We start from the raw sequence: 17,860 nt of genomic DNA on the forward strand, positions 1-17,860 counted from the left end.
TATTTCACTTAGAAAACAGACACTGGCTCACCGAAAAATTCATAATCCGCTGTTTTAAAAGATGTTATCGCGCCCCACACGTTGATACTCTCTGTCAAATTCCTTTAATTCCCCAGAAAAACTAAAACGTCCGGAAATTACTTACAGCCATATTATCGTGCTTTGTTAATAATCAATTTATGTCTATATATTAACCTGATTGAGCGATTTAAGGGCAATTTACCCGATCAGGATCACACTAATTGAAATTATCTTTAATATTTTGAAACTTATTATTGAAAGCAGTCTACGGAATTTTAAAAATAGTCTGCCATTGACGATAAGCCTCGTTTAAAAATCGCTCAGATGGCTTAGGAAATACCCAAATAAAATTATAAGGATTATTTAAGATGAAACTTAAATTAGTTGCAGTGGCAGTAACTTCCATGTTGGCAGCTGGCGTTGTTAACGCGGCTGAAGTTTTTAACAAAGACGGTAACAAACTGGATCTGTACGGCAAAGTTACTGGTCTGCACTATTTTTCTGATGATGCTGGTAGCGACGGCGACAAAACGTATGTTCGTCTGGGCTTCAAAGGTGAAACTCAGATCAACGATCAGCTGACCGGATACGGCCAGTGGGAATATGAGTTCAAGGGCAATCGCTCCGAAGCTCAAGGTTCCGACGGCAACAAAACCCGTCTGGCGTACGCTGGTCTGAAATTCGATGAATTCGGTTCCTTCGACTACGGTCGTAACTACGGTGTGGCTTATGACATCGGCGCGTGGACTGACGTTCTGCCAGAGTTCGGTGGCGATACCTGGACGCAGACTGACGGCTTCATGACCGGCCGTACCACTGGCGTTGCAACCTACCGTAACACCGACTTCTTTGGTCTGGTTGACGGCCTGAACGTGGCTGCTCAGTACCAGGGTAAAAACGACCGTTCAGAGATCACCGAATCCAACGGTGACGGCTGGGGTCTCTCTTCTACCTATGAATTCGACGGCTTCGGTGTGGGTGCGACCTACGCGAAATCTGACCGTACCGACCGTCAGGTTCGTGCTGCAAGCGACCTGAACGCCGGTGGCGAAAACGCAGAAGTCTGGGCTGCTGGCCTGAAGTACGATGCGAACAACATCTACCTGGCAACCACCTACTCTGAAACCCGCAACATGACGGCGTTCGGTAACGGTCACGTTGCCAACAAAGCGCAGAACTTCGAAGTTGTGGCGCAGTACCAGTTCGACTTCGGTCTGCGTCCATCCATCGCTTACCTGAAATCCAAAGGTAAAGACATCGGTTCTTATGGCGACCAGGATCTGGTTGAATACGTTGACGTTGGCGCGAGCTACTACTTCAACAAAAACATGTCCACCTACGTTGATTACAAAATCAACCTCGTGGATGACAGCCAGTTCACCAAAGATGCCAAAGTGGCTACCGACAACATCGTGGCTGTAGGTCTGACCTACCAGTTCTAAGATCTGTTAGTTCAAAAGGCCAGCCCTCCCGGCTGGCCTTTTTTATTACTGCTGCCCTCCGACCTTCGCCAGACTAAACCAGATCCCGACCGCCAGAATCAGCAGCATGCCTCCCGCACTGCCCAGGGCCACGCTGTGCGAGGTGATGAACGCAGTTTTCGCCGCCGTCATCACCGGCTCGGCCAGTGACGGCGTCAGCTCCTGCGCCACCTTCATCGCTTCACCGATGGACGACGAGGCTTTATCGGTCAGCGACGCGCTCAGCCCCTGCGGCAGTACAATAGACGCCGAAAAGCTGCGGGTTAACAGCAAACCGAAAATGGCGATCCCCAGACCAGCGCCCAGCTCGTAGTACATGGTTTCGATCGCGCCTGCGGCGGCCGCTTTCTCTTTCGGCGCGGCAGCCATGATCGCTGACGTCGATGCCAGCAGTGCGCTGGCGGCACTGAAGCCCAACAGCACCATCAGGCTCCACGCCTGCCACTGTTGGGTGCTGAAATCAAGCATCGACAGGCCGATAAAACTGACTGCGCTTAGCCCCATGCCTCCGGCCGCGACAATGCGCAGCCCCAGACGCCCGACCAGCACGCCCGCGATCGGCCCGCTAAATCCGCTCGCCACCATCACCGGCAGCATAAATATCCCTGCTTCAAACGGCGTAAAACCATGCACGAACTGCAACTCCTGCGCCATCAGCAGTTCAAAGCCCACCAGCGCAATCATGGCGGTCATCGCCATGACCACGCCGCTTAAAATAATGCGATGGCAAAACAGACGCATGTCGATCATCGGTACGCGCGCGCGCAGCTGGATACGGACGAAGATAAACAGCATCACCGCCCCGGTAAGCAGCGTAATGGTCACCATCCACGGCGACAGCACCCCTTTCAGGGCGGTTTTGGCGCTATAGACCAGCAGTAAAATCGCCACAATCAGCATAATGGCATGGCTGATATTGAGCGGCTGCTCGGGCCGACCCTGCTGAGCAGGCACAAAGCGCGCAGCAAGCGAAACCACCATCAGCACGATCGGCACATTAATCAGGAAGACCGAACCCCAGTAAAAGTGCTCCAGCAGCATGCCGCCAATCAACGGGCCAAACGCCGCGCCGCCCGACCCAACGGCAGCCCAGACGCCGAGGGCGATATTACGGTGCCGCGCATCAATAAACAGCGTGCGGATCCCTGCAAGCGTAGCCGGAATAATCATCGCCGCGCCAATCGCCAGCGACGCGCGGGCGGCAATCAGCCAGCCCGCGGACGGCGCAAAAGCCGCCGCTAACGATGACAGGCCAAACAGCACGCTGCCGATCATCAGCAGGCGCTTAAAACCTATGCGATCGCCCAGCGCGCCCATCGGCAGCACCATCCCCGCCATCACCAGCGAGTAAATATCAATAATCCACAACAATTCGTTGCCGCTGGCACCCAGCGTCATACTCAATGTTGGCGCCGCCACGTGCAGCACCGTCGCGTCAATCGCCACCGGGATATATACCAGCACGATAATCACTAACGCTAACCACTGACGAAACATAAATTTCCTTTTCAGTTAAAAATTGGACACATGTCCAGATTGCGATCCTACGTAAAGTTGAACACTTGTCCAGCTCTTTGTTACACTCGTTTCGTTGCCATTGAGAGTGAGAAATTATGCGTTATCTGAGCAAGGACGAGCGGCGGGAAGAGATCCTCCAGGCCGCGATGCGCGTGGCGCTGACCGAAGGATTCGCTGCAATGACCGTGCGCCGCATCGCCACCGAAGCGGGCGTCGCCACCGGGCAGTTGCATCACCACTTTGCGTCGGCGGGCGAGCTTAAGTCGCTGGCGTTTGTCCGGCTAATCCGCGATTTGCTGGATGCTGAAATCGTTGGCGAAAACGCTGGCTGGCGCGAGCGCCTGCATGCCATGCTCGGCAGCGATGACGGCGGGTTTGAGCCCTACATTCGGCTGTGGCGAGAGGCGCAAATTCTCGCCAGCCGGGATAGCGATATTAAAGGCGCCTACGTTTTGACTATGGAGATGTGGCACCAGGAAACGGTTGCGATTATCAGGGCCGGGGCGGAGGCCAACGCCTTTACGCTTGCTGACCAGCCGGAAAATATCGCCTGGCGTTTAATTGGTCTGGTATGTGGCCTGGATGGCATATACGTATTAAATATGCCTGAAATGGACGACGCGGCCTTTAATAAGCATCTGGATAAACTTATCTCCCTCGAATTGTTTTAATACTCCCATCGGGGTATTAATTTCCGCAAAAAGTTACAATTAGTAACACATAAAGCGAACCCAGATTCCCATTCCAAACTCAGGGATTCGCTTTTTTATCTATCCTTTCAGATGTATCCCATAACATCCAATAATTCCTACAAGCTATCGGCAGGTATCTTTCTGTTTTTATTTAATTTTTTCTCTCCACTTGGGTAAGCAAGAGGGTGATATGTCACATCAAAGCGAGAAGAGTAACCAGCATCTGTTGAGTAACTGGAAACCGGAAAATGCGCAATTTTGGGAGAATAAAGGGAAACATATCGCACGAAGAAACCTGTGGATTTCCGTGGCGTGTTTGCTTCTCGCGTTTTGTGTCTGGATGTTGTTTAGCGCTATTGCGGTAAACCTTAATAAGGTCGGATTTAATTTCAGCACCGATCAGCTTTTTATGCTAACGGCATTACCTTCTCTCTCCGGCGCGATATTGCGTGTCCCCTACTCTTTTATGGTGCCGATATTTGGCGGGCGTTACTGGACCGTGTTAAGCACCGTTATCCTGGTCGTACCCTGTGTCTGGCTTGGGATCGCCATCCAGAATACCGCCACGCCTTACTGGGTCTTTATCATCATCGCACTGCTGTGCGGTTTTGCCGGCGCCAACTTCGCTTCCAGCATGGGAAACATCAGTTTCTTCTTCCCGAAAGCCAGACAGGGCAGCGCGCTGGGCATTAACGGCGGGCTGGGTAACCTGGGTGTGAGCGTGATGCAGCTGGTTGCGCCGCTGGTGATTTTCCTGCCGATGTTTACCTTTCTCGGCGTTCATGGCGTCCCCCAGGAGGATGGCTCGACGATGTGGCTGGCGAACGCGGCGTGGATCTGGGCGCCGCTGCTGATTCTGGCCACCCTTGCGGCGTTTTTTGGCATGAACGACATCGCCAGCTCGAAAGCATCCATTGCCAGCCAGCTTCCGGTACTTAAGCGCTTTCACCTTTGGCTGCTGAGCCTGCTTTATCTGGCAACCTTCGGCTCGTTTATCGGTTTCTCGGCAGGCTTTGCCATGCTGTCGAAAACCCAGTTTCCGGACGTAAATATCCTCCACCTCGCCTTCTTTGGTCCGCTGATTGGCGCCCTGGCGCGTTCGGCTGGCGGGATGATTTCAGACAGGCTGGGCGGCGTACGGGTGACGCTGATCAACTTCGTCTTTATGGCCATCTTTAGCGCCCTGATTTTCCTGACACTCCCCGGGTCTGGTTCAGGCAGTTTTATCGCCTTCTATCTGGTCTTTATGGGCCTGTTTCTGACCGCAGGCTTGGGCAGCGGCTCGACCTTCCAGATGATCGCGATTATCTTTCGCCAAATCACCCTCGACCGCGTAAAAAAACAGGGCGGGAGCGACGAACAGGCACAGCATGAAGCGGTGACCGAAACGGCTGCCGCGCTGGGCTTTATCTCTGCCATCGGTGCGGTAGGCGGGTTCTTTATTCCCAAAGCCTTTGGCACATCCCTGGCGATGACCGGATCCCCGGTGGGCGCCATGAAAGTCTTCCTCGTGTTTTACATCGTCTGCGTACTCGTCACCTGGCTGGTGTACGGCCGCAAATCCTCACAAAAATAATAACTACATCTTCGCCGGAGCGTGATGCCTCACCCTCCGGCCATGCTATCGAAGCAGGAGAAATGTCATGAGCAAACTGTTGGACCGCTTCCGTTACTTCAAAACAAAAGGCGACAGTTTCGCCGATGGGCACGGGCAGGTGTACCACACCAACCGCGACTGGGAGGACAGCTACCGTCAACGCTGGCAGTTCGATAAAATTGTGCGATCCACCCACGGCGTTAACTGCACCGGCTCCTGTAGCTGGAAGATTTATGTCAAAAATGGCCTGGTGACCTGGGAAACCCAGCAGACCGACTACCCGCGTACCCGCCCTGACCTGCCTAACCACGAACCACGCGGCTGCCCGCGCGGCGCAAGCTACTCCTGGTATCTCTACAGCGCCAACCGCCTGAAATACCCGCTGGTGCGCCGTCGGCTGATCGAACTCTGGCGCGAGGCGCTGGCGCAGCATACCGATCCGGTGCTGGCCTGGGACGCCATTCAGAACGATACGCAGAAAGCGCAGAGCTACAGGAAGGCGCGCGGTAAAGGCGGTTTTATCCGCTCAAACTGGAAAGAGCTTAACCAGCTGATTGCTGCCGCCAACGTCTGGACCATCAAAAACTACGGCCCGGATCGGGTAGCCGGTTTTTCCCCCATCCCGGCCATGTCGATGGTCTCTTATGCCGCCGGTACGCGCTATCTCTCCCTGCTCGGCGGCACCTGCCTGAGCTTCTATGACTGGTATTGCGATCTGCCTCCGGCGTCGCCGATGACCTGGGGCGAACAGACCGACGTGCCGGAATCGGCGGACTGGTACAACTCCAGCTATATCATTGCCTGGGGCTCGAACGTGCCGCAGACGCGCACCCCGGACGCCCACTTCTTTACCGAAGTGCGTTACAAAGGCACCAAGACCGTCGCCATTACGCCGGACTTCTCGGAGGTGGCAAAGCTCAGCGACGAATGGCTGGCCCCCAAACAGGGTACCGACAGCGCCCTTGCCATGGCGATGGGGCATGTGATCCTCAAAGAGTTCCATCTTGATAACCCGAGCGATTACTTCCTCAACTATTGCCGCCGCTACACCGACATGCCTATGCTGGTTCTGCTGGATGAACAGGCTGACGGTCGCGTGGTGCCGGGCCGCATGCTGCGTGCATCGGATCTGGCCGACGGGCTGGGTGAAACCAATAATCCGGAGTGGAAAACCATCGCCTTTGACGTGGCCGGAAATCTGGTGGCGCCGAATGGTTCCATCGGCTTCCGCTGGGGTGAAAAAGGCAAATGGAACCTGGAGTCGCTGGCCGCGGGACAGGAAACCGAGCTGACGCTTTCCCTGCTCATCACCCACGACAGCGTGGCAGACGTGGCCTTCCCTTACTTCGGGGGCAACGAGAACCCGCATTTCCGCAGCGTGAAGCAGGAGCCGGTGCTGACGCGCCGAGTACCGAGTAAAACCCTGACGCTGGCCGACGGCAGCCAGAGACGCGTGGTTAGCGTGTACGATCTGGTGCTCGCAAACTACGGCCTCGATCGCGGTCTGGAAGACAGTAACGCGGCGACAAACTACGCCGAGATAAAAGCCTACACCCCGGCCTGGGGCGAACAAATTACCGGCGTCCCCGCTTATCTGATAGAAAAAATCGCCCGTGAATTTGCCGACACGGCGCATAAGACCCACGGACGGTCGATGATCATTCTCGGGGCCGGTGTGAACCACTGGTACCACATGGACATGAACTACCGCGGGATGATTAACATGCTGGTCTTCTGCGGCTGCGTCGGGCAGAGCGGCGGCGGCTGGTCGCACTATGTCGGCCAGGAAAAGCTGCGCCCGCAAACCGGCTGGCTGCCGCTGGCCTTCGCGCTGGACTGGAACCGTCCGCCGCGCCAGATGAACAGCACATCGTACTTTTACAACCACGCCAGCCAGTGGCGCTATGAGAAGCTCACCGCAAGGGAGTTGCTTTCTCCCCTTGCAGACGCATCGAAGTTTACCGGTCACCTGATTGATTTCAACGTCCGCGCCGAGCGTATGGGCTGGCTCCCTTCCGCGCCGCAGCTCAACCTCAACCCGCTGCACGTTAAAGCTCGCGCCAACGCCGCCGGGATGTCGCCGCAGGATTACACCGTGCAGGCGTTAAAATCGGGTGATATTCGCTTCGCCTGCGAACAGCCGGACAACGGCAAGAACCACCCGCGCAACCTGTTCGTCTGGCGTTCTAACCTGCTCGGTTCGTCCGGGAAAGGCCATGAATACATGCTGAAATACCTGCTTGGCACCGAGAGCGGTATTCAGGGTGAGGATTTAGGTTCAACGGACGACGTGAAGCCTGAGGAAGTAGAATGGCAAACCGCCGCCATTGAGGGCAAGCTGGATCTGCTGGTGACGCTTGATTTCCGTATGTCCAGCACCTGCCTGTTCTCGGATATCGTCCTGCCCACCGCCACCTGGTATGAAAAAGACGATATGAATACCTCGGACATGCATCCGTTTATTCACCCGCTCTCCGCCGCCGTTGACCCGGCGTGGGAGTCCCGCAGCGACTGGGAGATTTACAAGGGCATCGCCAAAGTCTTCTCTGAAGTGTGCGTCGGGCATCTTGGCACCGAAACTGACGTGGTGCTACAGCCGCTACAGCATGACTCCCCGGGGGAGCTGTCGCAGCCTTTTGATATTCTGGACTGGCGCAAAGGCGAGTGCGATCTGATCCCCGGCAAAACCGCGCCAAACATTGCAGTCGTCGAGCGCAACTATCCGGAAACCTACGAGCGCTTTACGGCGCTTGGCCCGCTGCTGGACACGCTCGGCAACGGCGGAAAAGGCATATCGTGGAACACCCAGAATGAGGTCGATTTCCTCGGCAAGCTCAACTACGTCAAGCCCGACGGCCCGGCGAAAGGCCGTCCGCGCATCGAGACCGCCATTGATGCTTCAGAGGTGATCCTCGCCCTTGCCCCGGAAACTAACGGTCAGGTCGCGGTCAAAGCCTGGGAAGCCCTCGGCGAACTGACCGGGCGCGATCACACCCATCTGGCGCTGAACAAAGAAGACGAGAAAATCCGCTTCCGCGATATTCAGGCGCAGCCGCGCAAAATTATCTCCAGCCCAACGTGGTCCGGCCTTGAGAGCGAGCACGTGTCGTATAACGCAGGCTATACCAACGTTCACGAGCTGATCCCGTGGCGCACGATTTCCGGCCGCCAGCAGCTGTATCAGGATCATGCCTGGATGCGCGCCTTCGGTGAAAGTCTGGTGGCCTATCGTCCACCGATTGATACCCGCAGCGTCACCCATATGCGCGAGATCCCGCCGAACGGCTTCCCTGAAAAAGCGCTTAACTTTCTGACGCCGCACCAGAAATGGGGCATTCATTCCACCTACAGCGAAAACCTGCTGATGCAGACCCTGTCGCGCGGCGGGCCCATCGTCTGGATCAGCGAAACCGACGCGCGCGAGCTGGGCATTGAGGACAACGACTGGATTGAAGCCTTCAACGCCAACGGCGCCCTCACCGCCCGCGCGGTGGTCAGCCAGCGCGTGCCGCCGGGCATGACCATGATGTACCACGCTCAGGAGCGAATCCTGAACATTCCGGGTTCAGAAGTAACCGGACGGCGCGGCGGGATCCACAACTCGGTTACCCGTGTCTGCCCGAAACCGACCCACATGATCGGCGGCTACGCGCAGCTGGCGTACAGCTTCAACTATTACGGCACCGTCGGCTCGAACCGCGACGAGTTCATCATGATCCGCAAAATGAAAAACATTAACTGGCTGGACGGCGAAGGTCGGGATCAAGTACAGGAGGCGAAAAAATGAAAATACGCTCACAGGTTGGCATGGTACTGAATCTCGATAAATGCATTGGCTGCCACACCTGCTCGGTCACCTGTAAGAACGTCTGGACCGGGCGCGAAGGGATGGAGTACGCGTGGTTTAATAACGTCGAAACCAAACCCGGCATCGGCTATCCGAAAAACTGGGAAGATCAGGATGAGTGGCAAGGCGGCTGGATCCGCGGTATTCACGGCAAGCTGACCCCACGCCTCGGCGGGAAAATGGGCGTCCTGTCGAAAATTTTCGCCAACCCCGTGTTGCCGCAGATTGACGATTACTATGAACCTTTCACCTTCGATTACCAGGATCTGCACCGCGCCCCGGAGGGGGATCACCTCCCTACCGCCCGCCCACGTTCGCTGATCGACGGTAAGCGGATGGATAAGATCGTCTGGGGACCAAACTGGGAGGAGCTGCTGGGCGGCGAGTTCGAAAAACGCGCCCGCGATCGAAATTTTCAGAAGATCCAGAAAGAGATGTACGGCCAGTTCGAAAACACCTTCATGATGTACCTGCCGCGCCTGTGCGAGCACTGCCTGAACCCGAGCTGCGTCGCCACCTGCCCGAGCGGTGCGATTTACAAACGCGAAGAGGACGGCATTGTGCTGATCGACCAGGACAAATGCCGCGGCTGGCGTCTGTGCATTAGCGGCTGTCCGTACAAAAAAATCTACTTCAACTGGAAAAGCGGCAAGTCAGAGAAGTGCATCTTCTGCTATCCGCGCATCGAGTCCGGCCAGCCGACTGTCTGCTCGGAAACCTGCGTCGGACGCATCCGCTATCTCGGGGTGCTGCTGTATGACGCAGACCGCATTGAAGAGGCGGCCAGCACCGAGCATGAAACCGATCTGTATGAGCGCCAGTGCGACGTGTTCCTTAACCCGAACGATCCGGCGGTGATTGAAGAAGCCCTGAAGCAGGGCATCCCGCAGAACGTCATCGACGCAGCGCAGCGTTCCCCGGTTTACAAAATGGCGATGGACTGGAAGCTCGCCCTGCCGCTACACCCGGAATACCGCACCCTGCCGATGGTCTGGTATGTGCCGCCGCTGTCACCGATTCAGTCCTACGCGGACGCGGGTGGTCTGCCGCAGAGCGACGGCGTACTGCCTGCGGTAGAAAGCCTGCGCATCCCGGTGCAGTACCTGGCAAATATGCTCAGCGCGGGCGATACCGGCCCGGTGCTGCGCGCCCTGAAGCGCATGATGGCAATGCGTCACTACAAGCGCTCCCAGACCGTGGAAGGCGTGACCGATACCCGCGCCATTGAAGAGGTCGGCCTGACCGAAGCGCAGGTTGAAGAGATGTACCGCTATCTGGCGATTGCCAACTACGAAGACCGCTTCGTGATCCCCACCAGCCACCGCGAAATGGCACGCGACGCTTTCCCGGAGAAAAACGGCTGCGGCTTCACCTTCGGCGACGGCTGTCACGGCTCCGACACAAAATTCAACCTCTTCAACAGCAGCCGCATCGACGCGATCAACATCACCGAAGTGCGCGATCACGGGGAGGGAGAGTAATGCAAATCCTCAAAATCATCGCGCTGCTCATTGAGTATCCCGATGAGCTGCTGTGGGAAAACCGTGACGAAGCGCTTTCCCTGGTGGAACAGGATGCGCCCATGCTGCTGCCGTTTGCGCAGCAGCACCTGAGCGCCCCGCTGCTGGATAAGCAGGCCGAATGGTGTGAAGTCTTCGAGCGGGGACGCGCAACGTCGCTGCTGCTGTTCGAGCACGTTCACGCCGAGTCGCGCGATCGCGGTCAGGCGATGGTCGACCTGATGAGCCAGTATGAGAAAGCCGGGCTGGAGCTGGATTGCCGCGAGCTGCCGGACTATCTGCCGCTCTATCTGGAATATCTCAGTATCGTCAGCGACGACGAGGCACGTGAAGGGCTGCAAAACGTCGCGCCTATACTGGCGCTGATTGGAGGCCGCCTGAAACAGCGCGAGGTCGCGCATTACCAGCTGTTTGACGCCCTGCTGTCGCTGGCGGAAACACGGCTTTCCAGCGACAGCGTGGCGAAACAGGTATCCGGTGAAAAACGGGATGATACCCGTCAGGCGCTGGACGCCGTGTGGGAAGAGGAACAGGTCAAGTTTATCGAAGACAACGCCACATCGTGCGACAGTTCGCCGATGCAGCAATATCAACGACGCTTTAGCCAGGACGTCGCGCCGCAGTACGTGGACGTCAGCGCCGGAGGCCCAAAATGACTCATTACCTGAACGTGTTTTTCTATGACATTTATCCGTACATCTGCGCCACCGTCTTTTTCCTTGGCAGCTGGCTGCGCTACGACTACGGGCAGTACACCTGGCGCGCCTCGTCGAGCCAGATGCTCAGCAAGCGCGGGATGAACTGGGCTTCGAACCTGTTTCATATCGGCATTCTGGGGATCTTCTTCGGGCACCTGTTCGGCATGTTAACCCCGCACTGGATGTACGCCTGGTTTTTACCCATCGCGGTTAAACAGCAGTTAGCCATGATTGCGGGGGGCATTTGCGGGGTGCTAACGCTGATTGGCGGCTCTATGCTGCTGATCCGCCGCCTGTTCAACCAGCGGGTACGTGCCACGTCCACCACGCCGGATATTATCATCATGAGTATCCTGCTGCTTCAGTGCATCCTTGGGCTGTCGACCATTCCTTTCTCCGCCCAGTATCCTGACGGAAGCGAGATGATGAAGCTGGTCGGCTGGGCGCAGGGGATCGTGACGTTCAAGGGAGGCTCGTCGGAAATGCTGAGCGGCGTCGCGCCGATCTTCCGCGTGCATCTGGTGCTGGGGATGACGATCTTCCTTATCTTCCCGTTCACCCGCCTGGTGCACGTGTGGAGCGCGCCGTTTGAGTATTTTACCCGTCGCTATCAGGTTGTGAGATCGCGCCGTTAATTTTGTCGGGTGGCGGCTACGCCTTATTCCACCTACGTTCACACTCCCGTAGGCCCGGTAAGGCGTAGCCGCCACCGGGCTATTTCCCCGCCTGCGGATGCGTATCAAACCCCGCCATCACGGCCGTCAGCTCTGCCAGGGTAAAGCCGTGCTTCGGGTCATCAACGCCCAGGCCAAACCGCGCCTGCATCAGCTGATACAGCGCCTCCGCATCCGGCAAATGGATCTGCTCTTCCACATGACCGTTCTGCCAGTGGGTAAAATTAAAGTTGGTCAGCGTTAGCTTGCCCCCGTCCGGCAGGTGGCGACACATCAGCAGGTGATGACGGAAATGGGACTGCGGCCAGTGCGCCGACCAGAAGTTTCCCATCACGTAATCGTTGAAGTACTGGGTCGCCAGGTCAAAATGGTACATCGACTGCCAGTGGTCGTGATGGCGGAATTGCAGTATCCAGTCGTTACCCTCGCTCAGCAAACGATAACGCCCGTGCGGGGTTTCCTGTTCCTCGTTGGCGATCAAACGAATCGGCGCCGTCAGCGTTTGTCCGCCAAATCCCACATCGGCGATCCAGCGCTCGCCGTTCAGCTCAACCAGCAGCAACCGGTGCGTACGCGGCGGCATCTGCGACGGATTGGCCAGCACAACCCGCCCCAGCACGCTGCGCACCGTAAACCCGACTTCGCGCAATACCCGCTCAAACAAGCCGTTTTGCTCGAAGCAATACCCCCCTCGACGTGCGGTGACCAGTTTATCCACCAGGCACCCGTCGTCCAGATGGATTTCCCGCGGCAAAACGACGTCGATATTTTCGAAGGGGATCGCGCAGTTATGGTGTAAATGCAGCCCCCGCAGGGTATCGATATTAACCTGTACGGGCTGCTGCCAGCCCGTGCGGGCAAAATAAGCACTCAGAAATGGGGACATGATTTGCTCCAGGAGGTGATATCCCCTGTTTATAAACTATTTTCCCTTTTGCATATGCGTAAAAGTGCTTTTTCGTCATACTCATCGTGTACACGAGGAGATCCTATGAGCCACTTTCGCCCTGTTGAATTACGTCACGCCAGCCGCCTTCTGAATCACGGTCCAACCGTGCTCATCACCAGCCGGGATGAGACCATCGATCGTCGCAATGTCATGGCCGCCGCATGGTCTATGCCGGTGGAATTTGAACCCCCGCGTATCGCGATTGTGGTAGACAAAAGCGCGTGGTCACGGGAGTTGATCGAACGCAGCGGGAAATTCGGCATTGTGATCCCCGGCGTGGCGGCAGCCAACTGGACCTGGGCGGTCGGCAGCGTCAGCGGGCGCGACGAGGATAAATTTAACTGCTACGGGATCCCGGTTATTTATGGCCCTGAGCTTGACCTGCCGGTTATAGAAGAGAAATGTCTGGCTTGGATGGAGTGCCGGTTATTACCTGTCACCTCTGCGGCAGAGAAATATGACACTCTGTTTGGCGAAGTGGTTTCCGCCGCGGCGGATGAACGCGCATTTGTCGCCGGACGCTGGCAGTTTGACGGGGATAAGCTGAATACGCTGCATCATCTGGGAGCGGGTACGTTTGTCGCGAGCGGGAAAATGGTGAAGGCGCTGGAATGATATTTTAATTATACCCATATGAATTATATAAAATTTCTATGGCATTTTATGTTTATCATGACGATGTTAAACGGAGGATATTTCAGAAGCTGTTGTATAAACAATCTTTCGTAAAGGAAATATCCATGTCATGGAACAAAGATGGCGCAATATCATATGCGAAATCACACGCGCAGCCCAGCAGCACGGGTAATTGTGCTCGTTACGTAACAGAAGCGATCAGAGCGGGTGGTCGATTAAAACTCCCCAACACGCGTCTGGCAAAAGATATGGGGCGCACATTAGTCAATGCAGGCTTTCACCTGGTATATGATCAACCCCATGCTGGTGACGTCGCAGTTATCCAAAATATAGTTGGTCATGATAGCGGTCACGTTTGTATATACGATGGTCAACAGTGGATCAGCGATTTTGTGCAACGCACCATGTATCCTGGGCAGGCTTACCGCAACATACAACCTCATTACGAACTGTTCAGGCATGATTAATGAAACCACTCTACTTTTTACTTTTCGCCCTGTCTCCGCTCGCGGCCGCAGAAAATATTTATGCACCGGGTCAGGCGGCACTTAAATTCAATCAATGGTATATAGCGCAGTTAGATCAGAACAAACCACCCGTACTCAATCCAGACATTATGAACGAGTACGTAGCCTCAGGGACCATTGCAGCAATTAAAGAAATGTACTCTGGCGACAGTAACGATAAAGATATGCCCGATGCGGATATGTTTATCAAAGCGCAGGACTGGGATGATGACTGGAATCAGATAACCGTCTTACATTCTGATTTTGACGCCGTATGCACAAACGTCTATGTCGCATTTGGTAAGAAGCAAGATCATGTTATTGCAGATTGTCTCGTTGAAGAGCAAGGAAAATGGAAAGTGCGATCGGCGACGCTAATTAAGTAACAGGCATAAACTCCCTGTCGCGATAATAAAGACACATGGTAGCCAAATGACTACCATGTGCAATTAATTAACTCTTCACACGCTTCGCAATAATCTCATCCGCCACATTCCGCGGAGCTTCCGCAAAATGATGGAATTCCATCGTATACGTCGCGCGCCCCTGGGACATCGAGCGCAGCGTGGTGGCATAACCAAACATCTCAGCCAGCGGGACGTCAGCGCGAATAATCTGGCTGCCGTACTGCTCTGCCATCCCCTGCACCAGGCCGCGACGGGAGGAGAGATCGCCCATAATGTTCCCGGCATACTCTTCCGGCGTTTCCACCTCAACGTGCATGACCGGCTCAAGAATAACCGGGTCCGCCCGCCGTGCGCCCTCTTTGAAGCCGAGGATCGCCGCCATGCGGAAGGCCATCTCCGAGGAGTCAACGTCATGGTAAGAACCAAACGTCAGGGTCGCTTTCACATCCACCACCGGATAGCCCGCCAGCACACCCGTATTCATGGCTTCTCGCAACCCTTTTTCCACCGACGGGATGTACTCCCGCGGCACCACCCCGCCTTTGGTGGCATCTTCAAACACAAAACCACTCCCGGCTGCTAACGGCTCAAGGCTCAGGACCACATGACCGTACTGCCCTTTCCCGCCGGACTGTCGGACAAATTTACCTTCTATATCTTTCACCGCTTTACGCAGGGTTTCACGGTAGGTGACCTGCGGACGACCAATGTTCGCCTCAACGCCAAACTCGCGCTTCATGCGGTCGACGATGATCTCCAGATGCAGCTCGCCCATCCCGGAGATAATCGTCTGACCGGACTCTTCGTCCGTGTGCAGGCGGAACGACGGATCTTCCGCCGCCAGGCGCTGTAGAGCGATCCCCATTTTCTCCTGATCGGCCTTGGTTTTCGGCTCAATCGCCAGCGAGATCACCGGGTCCGGGAACTCCATGCGCTCAAGCGTAATGACGGCGTTCGGATCGGTGAGCGTGTCGCCGGTGGTTACGTCTTTCAGCCCCACGCAGGCCGCGATATCCCCGGCGCGCAGTTCGTCCACCTCGTGGCGATCGTTGGCATGCATCAGTACGATTCGCCCGATGCGCTCTTTCTTCCCTTTCACCGGGTTATACACCGCGTCGCCTTTACGCAGCACGCCAGAGTAGACGCGGATAAAGGTTAGCTGCCCGACGTACGGATCGCTCATCAGCTTGAACGCCAGCGCCGAGAACGGCTCATCATCGCTCGGGTGGCGCTCGGCGTGCTGTCCGTCTTCGTCTACCCCATCAATAGCGGGCACGTCCAGTGGAGACGGCATCAATTCAATCACCGCGTCGAGCATGCGCTGCACGCCCTTGTTCTTGAAAGCGCTGCCGCACAGCATGGGCTGTATTTCACCGGACATAGTCCGGATCCGCAGTCCTTTGATGATTTCCGCTTCATCCAGTTCGCCCGTCTCAAGATACTTATCCATAAGCTCATCGCTGGCTTCTGCCGCAGACGAGACCATTTTTTCTCGCCACGTCTGGGCGGTACTCAGCAGATAGTCAGGCACCGGCGCGTAGCTAAATGCCATGCCCTGCGTCGCATCGTCCCACAGAATGGTGCGCATCTTGATGAGATCCACCACGCCGGTGAAGTGTTCTTCTGCCCCCACGGGGATCACAATCGGGACAGGATTGGCTTTCAGCCGCTCCTGCATCATCCGCACCACGCGGAAGAAATCTGCGCCCGGGCGGTCCATTTTGTTGACGAATGCCAGACGCGGAACATGATATTTATTCGCCTGACGCCAGACGGTTTCCGACTGCGGCTGCACGCCACCGACGGAGTCATAGACCATTACCGCGCCGTCGAGCACACGCATGGAACGTTCCACCTCAATGGTGAAATCCACGTGCCCGGGGGTGTCGATAATATTGATGCGGTGCGGTTCAAAGCCTCTGTCCATACCAGGCCAGAAACAGCTTACCGCCGCCGACGTAATGGTGATCCCGCGCTCCTGCTCCTGCGCCATCCAGTCGGTGGTTGCCGCGCCATCGTGTACTTCACCCAGCTTGTGGCTCATCCCGGTGTAAAACAGGATGCGCTCAGTGGTGGTTGTTTTGCCGGCATCGATATGCGCGGAGATACCGATGTTGCGATAACGTTCGAGTGGAATGGGTCGGGGCATGATATTTCCTTAAGTCTTCAAGACTGGTTTGTGACGACCGGGATGGTCGCGTATACGTTCGTTTGTTATAATAGTCCTATTGTACGAGTATTATCGAACTATTTTTTAACGGTTGACCTATTGTTGATATAGCTCAATCTCACGCGAGACGCAGGAAAACGATGATCCCAAACCACCCGGAACCTGAACAAATAGTGTTGGAAAATGTGCTGTTCGCCCTCGGCAACCCGCTGCGATTAGCGATTATTCGCAGGCTGGCCGACGGCAGCGAACTGAGCTGTAACGCGCTGCGCCCGGAAGAGGTGGTGAAATCCACTATGACTCACCACTGGCGCGTGCTGCGCGACAGCGGCGTGATCTGGCAGCGCCCGCAGGGGCGCGAGAATATGATTTCACTGAGAAGAGAGGATCTGGACGCCCGCTTTCCGGGACTGCTGGCGATCCTGCTCCAGGCTAAGTAGCGGCAGCGTCCTCAAGACGATAAACCGGAATGCGCCGTGTTGTTCCGGTAAGGGTGTCGAACACCTCCGTATTGGACGTCACTATTCTCATCCCGGTCTTCCTTAACCGCTGCACGTCGGCGGCTATGCGCTGGAGGCCAAACCAGAAAAGCCCGTCAAGCGCGGTGACCGCAAGCCCCTGTTCCAGCGCCAGCTGGAGGCGCTCGCGGGGGGCTTTCACCTGCTGAGCGATTTGCCGGTAAGGCACTTCCGAACCGCCGGAGGCATCGATCCGCTGAATACGGGTCTTCAGGTGGTAGGTAAATTCATCTGGAATGCCGTTCAAATCCTGTTTAAGGCTGTAAACGCAGCCAAACCGCTTGCCGTTGAACAGGACATTTTTTTGACTGAGCTGGAACTCATTTCTGATGCCATCAATCAGCTGCGGTGCACGGGTAAGAAGTAACCGGAAGGGAAGCTCAAAGCTGGTCACATAATCCACGTTAAGCAGCGCGAGACGCAGCCGCTCTTCTGCCCCGGATTTCTGGTCATGACACTCGCGCATCACCTCGGCCCACTGGCGCGTCAGCCGTTCCGGCTCGCCGGCTTCGGTGAGGAGGTATTTTTCTAGATGATAATCGACTCTTCCGGTCATGTGGGGCATCCCGTCAATGTGGATGCGGTAATTCTATCCAGCGCGGCAGGATTTATAAAGGGCGGAGCGC

The 17,860-nt window shown here is 56.0% G+C and carries 15 protein-coding genes; 11 read left to right on the forward strand and 4 right to left on the reverse strand.

The window, feature by feature from the left end; all coding sequences use genetic code 11:
* Positions 1-389: 389 nt before the first annotated feature.
* Positions 390-1,463: a porin OmpC gene (gene ompC, locus ACOTX1_RS08705; protein ID WP_023314189.1), complete on the forward strand. Its 1,074-nt coding sequence runs from the start codon at positions 390-392 to the stop codon at positions 1,461-1,463.
* Between the two features lie 45 nt (positions 1,464-1,508).
* On the opposite strand, the gene ACOTX1_RS08710 is transcribed toward ompC, so the two are convergent.
* The gene (locus ACOTX1_RS08710) at positions 1,509-2,999 is read right to left on the reverse strand and encodes an MFS transporter (protein ID WP_023314190.1); all 1,491 of its coding nucleotides are present in this window, start codon (positions 2,997-2,999) and stop codon (positions 1,509-1,511) included.
* Between the two features lie 116 nt (positions 3,000-3,115).
* Here ACOTX1_RS08710 and ACOTX1_RS08715 point away from each other — a divergent pair, with 116 nt between their 5' ends.
* From ACOTX1_RS08715 to narI, 6 genes are all read left to right on the forward strand, one after another.
* Positions 3,116-3,691 carry a TetR family transcriptional regulator gene (locus tag ACOTX1_RS08715; RefSeq protein WP_003857036.1) on the forward strand — a complete coding sequence of 192 codons (576 nt, stop codon included), beginning with the start codon at positions 3,116-3,118 and terminating at the stop codon, positions 3,689-3,691.
* Positions 3,692-3,902: 211 nt separating this feature from the next.
* Positions 3,903-5,288: a NarK family nitrate/nitrite MFS transporter gene (locus ACOTX1_RS08720; RefSeq protein WP_003857034.1), complete on the forward strand. Its 1,386-nt coding sequence runs from the start codon at positions 3,903-3,905 to the stop codon at positions 5,286-5,288.
* Positions 5,289-5,355: 67 nt separating this feature from the next.
* Positions 5,356-9,096, forward strand: coding sequence for a nitrate reductase subunit alpha (locus tag ACOTX1_RS08725; protein ID WP_023314191.1), 3,741 nt, complete (start codon positions 5,356-5,358; stop codon positions 9,094-9,096).
* Entirely contained in the window at positions 9,093-10,637 is a 1,545-nt protein-coding gene (gene narH / locus ACOTX1_RS08730) for a nitrate reductase subunit beta (RefSeq protein WP_003857031.1), read from the forward strand. Before ACOTX1_RS08725 ends, narH begins: the two co-directional genes overlap by 4 nt.
* Positions 10,637-11,332 (forward strand): nitrate reductase molybdenum cofactor assembly chaperone, encoded by a 696-nt coding sequence (gene narW, locus ACOTX1_RS08735; RefSeq protein ID WP_022651230.1) that lies wholly within the window; start codon positions 10,637-10,639, stop codon positions 11,330-11,332. The genes narH and narW overlap by 1 nt, the downstream gene beginning before the upstream one ends.
* Positions 11,329-12,009: a respiratory nitrate reductase subunit gamma gene (gene narI / locus ACOTX1_RS08740; protein ID WP_003857027.1), complete on the forward strand. Its 681-nt coding sequence runs from the start codon at positions 11,329-11,331 to the stop codon at positions 12,007-12,009. The genes narW and narI overlap by 4 nt, the downstream gene beginning before the upstream one ends.
* Before the next feature lie 79 nt (positions 12,010-12,088).
* Here narI and nhoA read toward each other — a convergent pair whose 3' ends face one another.
* Positions 12,089-12,934, reverse strand: a complete 846-nt coding sequence (gene nhoA, locus ACOTX1_RS08745; RefSeq protein ID WP_003857025.1) for an N-hydroxyarylamine O-acetyltransferase — start codon at positions 12,932-12,934, stop codon at positions 12,089-12,091.
* Positions 12,935-13,039: 105 nt separating this feature from the next.
* Between nhoA and ACOTX1_RS08750 the strand changes: the two genes are divergently transcribed.
* The 3 genes from ACOTX1_RS08750 to ACOTX1_RS08760 all read left to right on the forward strand — a co-directional run bounded on the left by ACOTX1_RS08750 (position 13,040) and on the right by ACOTX1_RS08760 (position 14,525).
* Positions 13,040-13,612 carry a flavin reductase family protein gene (locus ACOTX1_RS08750; protein WP_003857024.1) on the forward strand — a complete coding sequence of 191 codons (573 nt, stop codon included), beginning with the start codon at positions 13,040-13,042 and terminating at the stop codon, positions 13,610-13,612.
* Positions 13,613-13,737: 125 nt separating this feature from the next.
* Complete coding sequence (locus ACOTX1_RS08755) at positions 13,738-14,100, forward strand: hypothetical protein (protein WP_022651231.1); 363 nt, start codon at positions 13,738-13,740, stop codon at positions 14,098-14,100.
* Positions 14,100-14,525 (forward strand): DUF3828 domain-containing protein, encoded by a 426-nt coding sequence (locus tag ACOTX1_RS08760; RefSeq protein ID WP_003857021.1) that lies wholly within the window; start codon positions 14,100-14,102, stop codon positions 14,523-14,525. Before ACOTX1_RS08755 ends, ACOTX1_RS08760 begins: the two co-directional genes overlap by 1 nt.
* Before the next feature lie 67 nt (positions 14,526-14,592).
* Here ACOTX1_RS08760 and fusA read toward each other — a convergent pair whose 3' ends face one another.
* Positions 14,593-16,695, reverse strand: coding sequence for an elongation factor G (gene fusA / locus ACOTX1_RS08765; protein ID WP_023314192.1), 2,103 nt, complete (start codon positions 16,693-16,695; stop codon positions 14,593-14,595).
* A 161-nt stretch (positions 16,696-16,856) separates the two neighbouring features.
* Here fusA and ACOTX1_RS08770 point away from each other — a divergent pair, with 161 nt between their 5' ends.
* On the forward strand, positions 16,857-17,156 hold the full coding sequence (locus ACOTX1_RS08770) for an ArsR/SmtB family transcription factor (RefSeq protein ID WP_000612740.1): 300 nt from the start codon (positions 16,857-16,859) through the stop codon (positions 17,154-17,156).
* Here the strand turns inward: ACOTX1_RS08770 and ACOTX1_RS08775 are convergent.
* A complete protein-coding gene (locus ACOTX1_RS08775; RefSeq protein ID WP_023314193.1) occupies positions 17,149-17,790 on the reverse strand; it encodes a hypothetical protein in 642 nt (213 codons plus the stop codon). The two genes, ACOTX1_RS08770 and ACOTX1_RS08775, sit on opposite strands and share 8 nt — an antisense overlap.
* Between the last annotated feature and the right edge of the window lie 70 nt (positions 17,791-17,860).

The organism is Enterobacter cloacae complex sp. IR5401 (assembly GCF_049238425.1).
Taxonomy (GTDB): domain Bacteria; phylum Pseudomonadota; class Gammaproteobacteria; order Enterobacterales; family Enterobacteriaceae; genus Enterobacter; species Enterobacter hormaechei_C.

Bases quoted from the DNA above. Each gene is read 5' to 3' on its own strand.
- ompC (WP_023314189.1), top strand. From the start codon at position 390: ATGAAACTTAAATTAGTTGCAGTGGCAGTAACTTCCATGTTGGCAGCT.
- ACOTX1_RS08710 (WP_023314190.1), bottom strand. From the start codon at position 2,999: ATGTTTCGTCAGTGGTTAGCGTTAGTGATTATCGTGCTGGTATATATC.
- ACOTX1_RS08715 (WP_003857036.1), top strand. From the start codon at position 3,116: ATGCGTTATCTGAGCAAGGACGAGCGGCGGGAAGAGATCCTCCAGGCC.
- ACOTX1_RS08720 (WP_003857034.1), top strand. From the start codon at position 3,903: ATGTCACATCAAAGCGAGAAGAGTAACCAGCATCTGTTGAGTAACTGG.
- ACOTX1_RS08725 (WP_023314191.1), top strand. From the start codon at position 5,356: ATGAGCAAACTGTTGGACCGCTTCCGTTACTTCAAAACAAAAGGCGAC.
- narH (WP_003857031.1), top strand. From the start codon at position 9,093: ATGAAAATACGCTCACAGGTTGGCATGGTACTGAATCTCGATAAATGC.
- narW (WP_022651230.1), top strand. From the start codon at position 10,637: ATGCAAATCCTCAAAATCATCGCGCTGCTCATTGAGTATCCCGATGAG.
- narI (WP_003857027.1), top strand. From the start codon at position 11,329: ATGACTCATTACCTGAACGTGTTTTTCTATGACATTTATCCGTACATC.
- nhoA (WP_003857025.1), bottom strand. From the start codon at position 12,934: ATGTCCCCATTTCTGAGTGCTTATTTTGCCCGCACGGGCTGGCAGCAG.
- ACOTX1_RS08750 (WP_003857024.1), top strand. From the start codon at position 13,040: ATGAGCCACTTTCGCCCTGTTGAATTACGTCACGCCAGCCGCCTTCTG.
- ACOTX1_RS08755 (WP_022651231.1), top strand. From the start codon at position 13,738: ATGTCATGGAACAAAGATGGCGCAATATCATATGCGAAATCACACGCG.
- ACOTX1_RS08760 (WP_003857021.1), top strand. From the start codon at position 14,100: ATGAAACCACTCTACTTTTTACTTTTCGCCCTGTCTCCGCTCGCGGCC.
- fusA (WP_023314192.1), bottom strand. From the start codon at position 16,695: ATGCCCCGACCCATTCCACTCGAACGTTATCGCAACATCGGTATCTCC.
- ACOTX1_RS08770 (WP_000612740.1), top strand. From the start codon at position 16,857: ATGATCCCAAACCACCCGGAACCTGAACAAATAGTGTTGGAAAATGTG.
- ACOTX1_RS08775 (WP_023314193.1), bottom strand. From the start codon at position 17,790: ATGACCGGAAGAGTCGATTATCATCTAGAAAAATACCTCCTCACCGAA.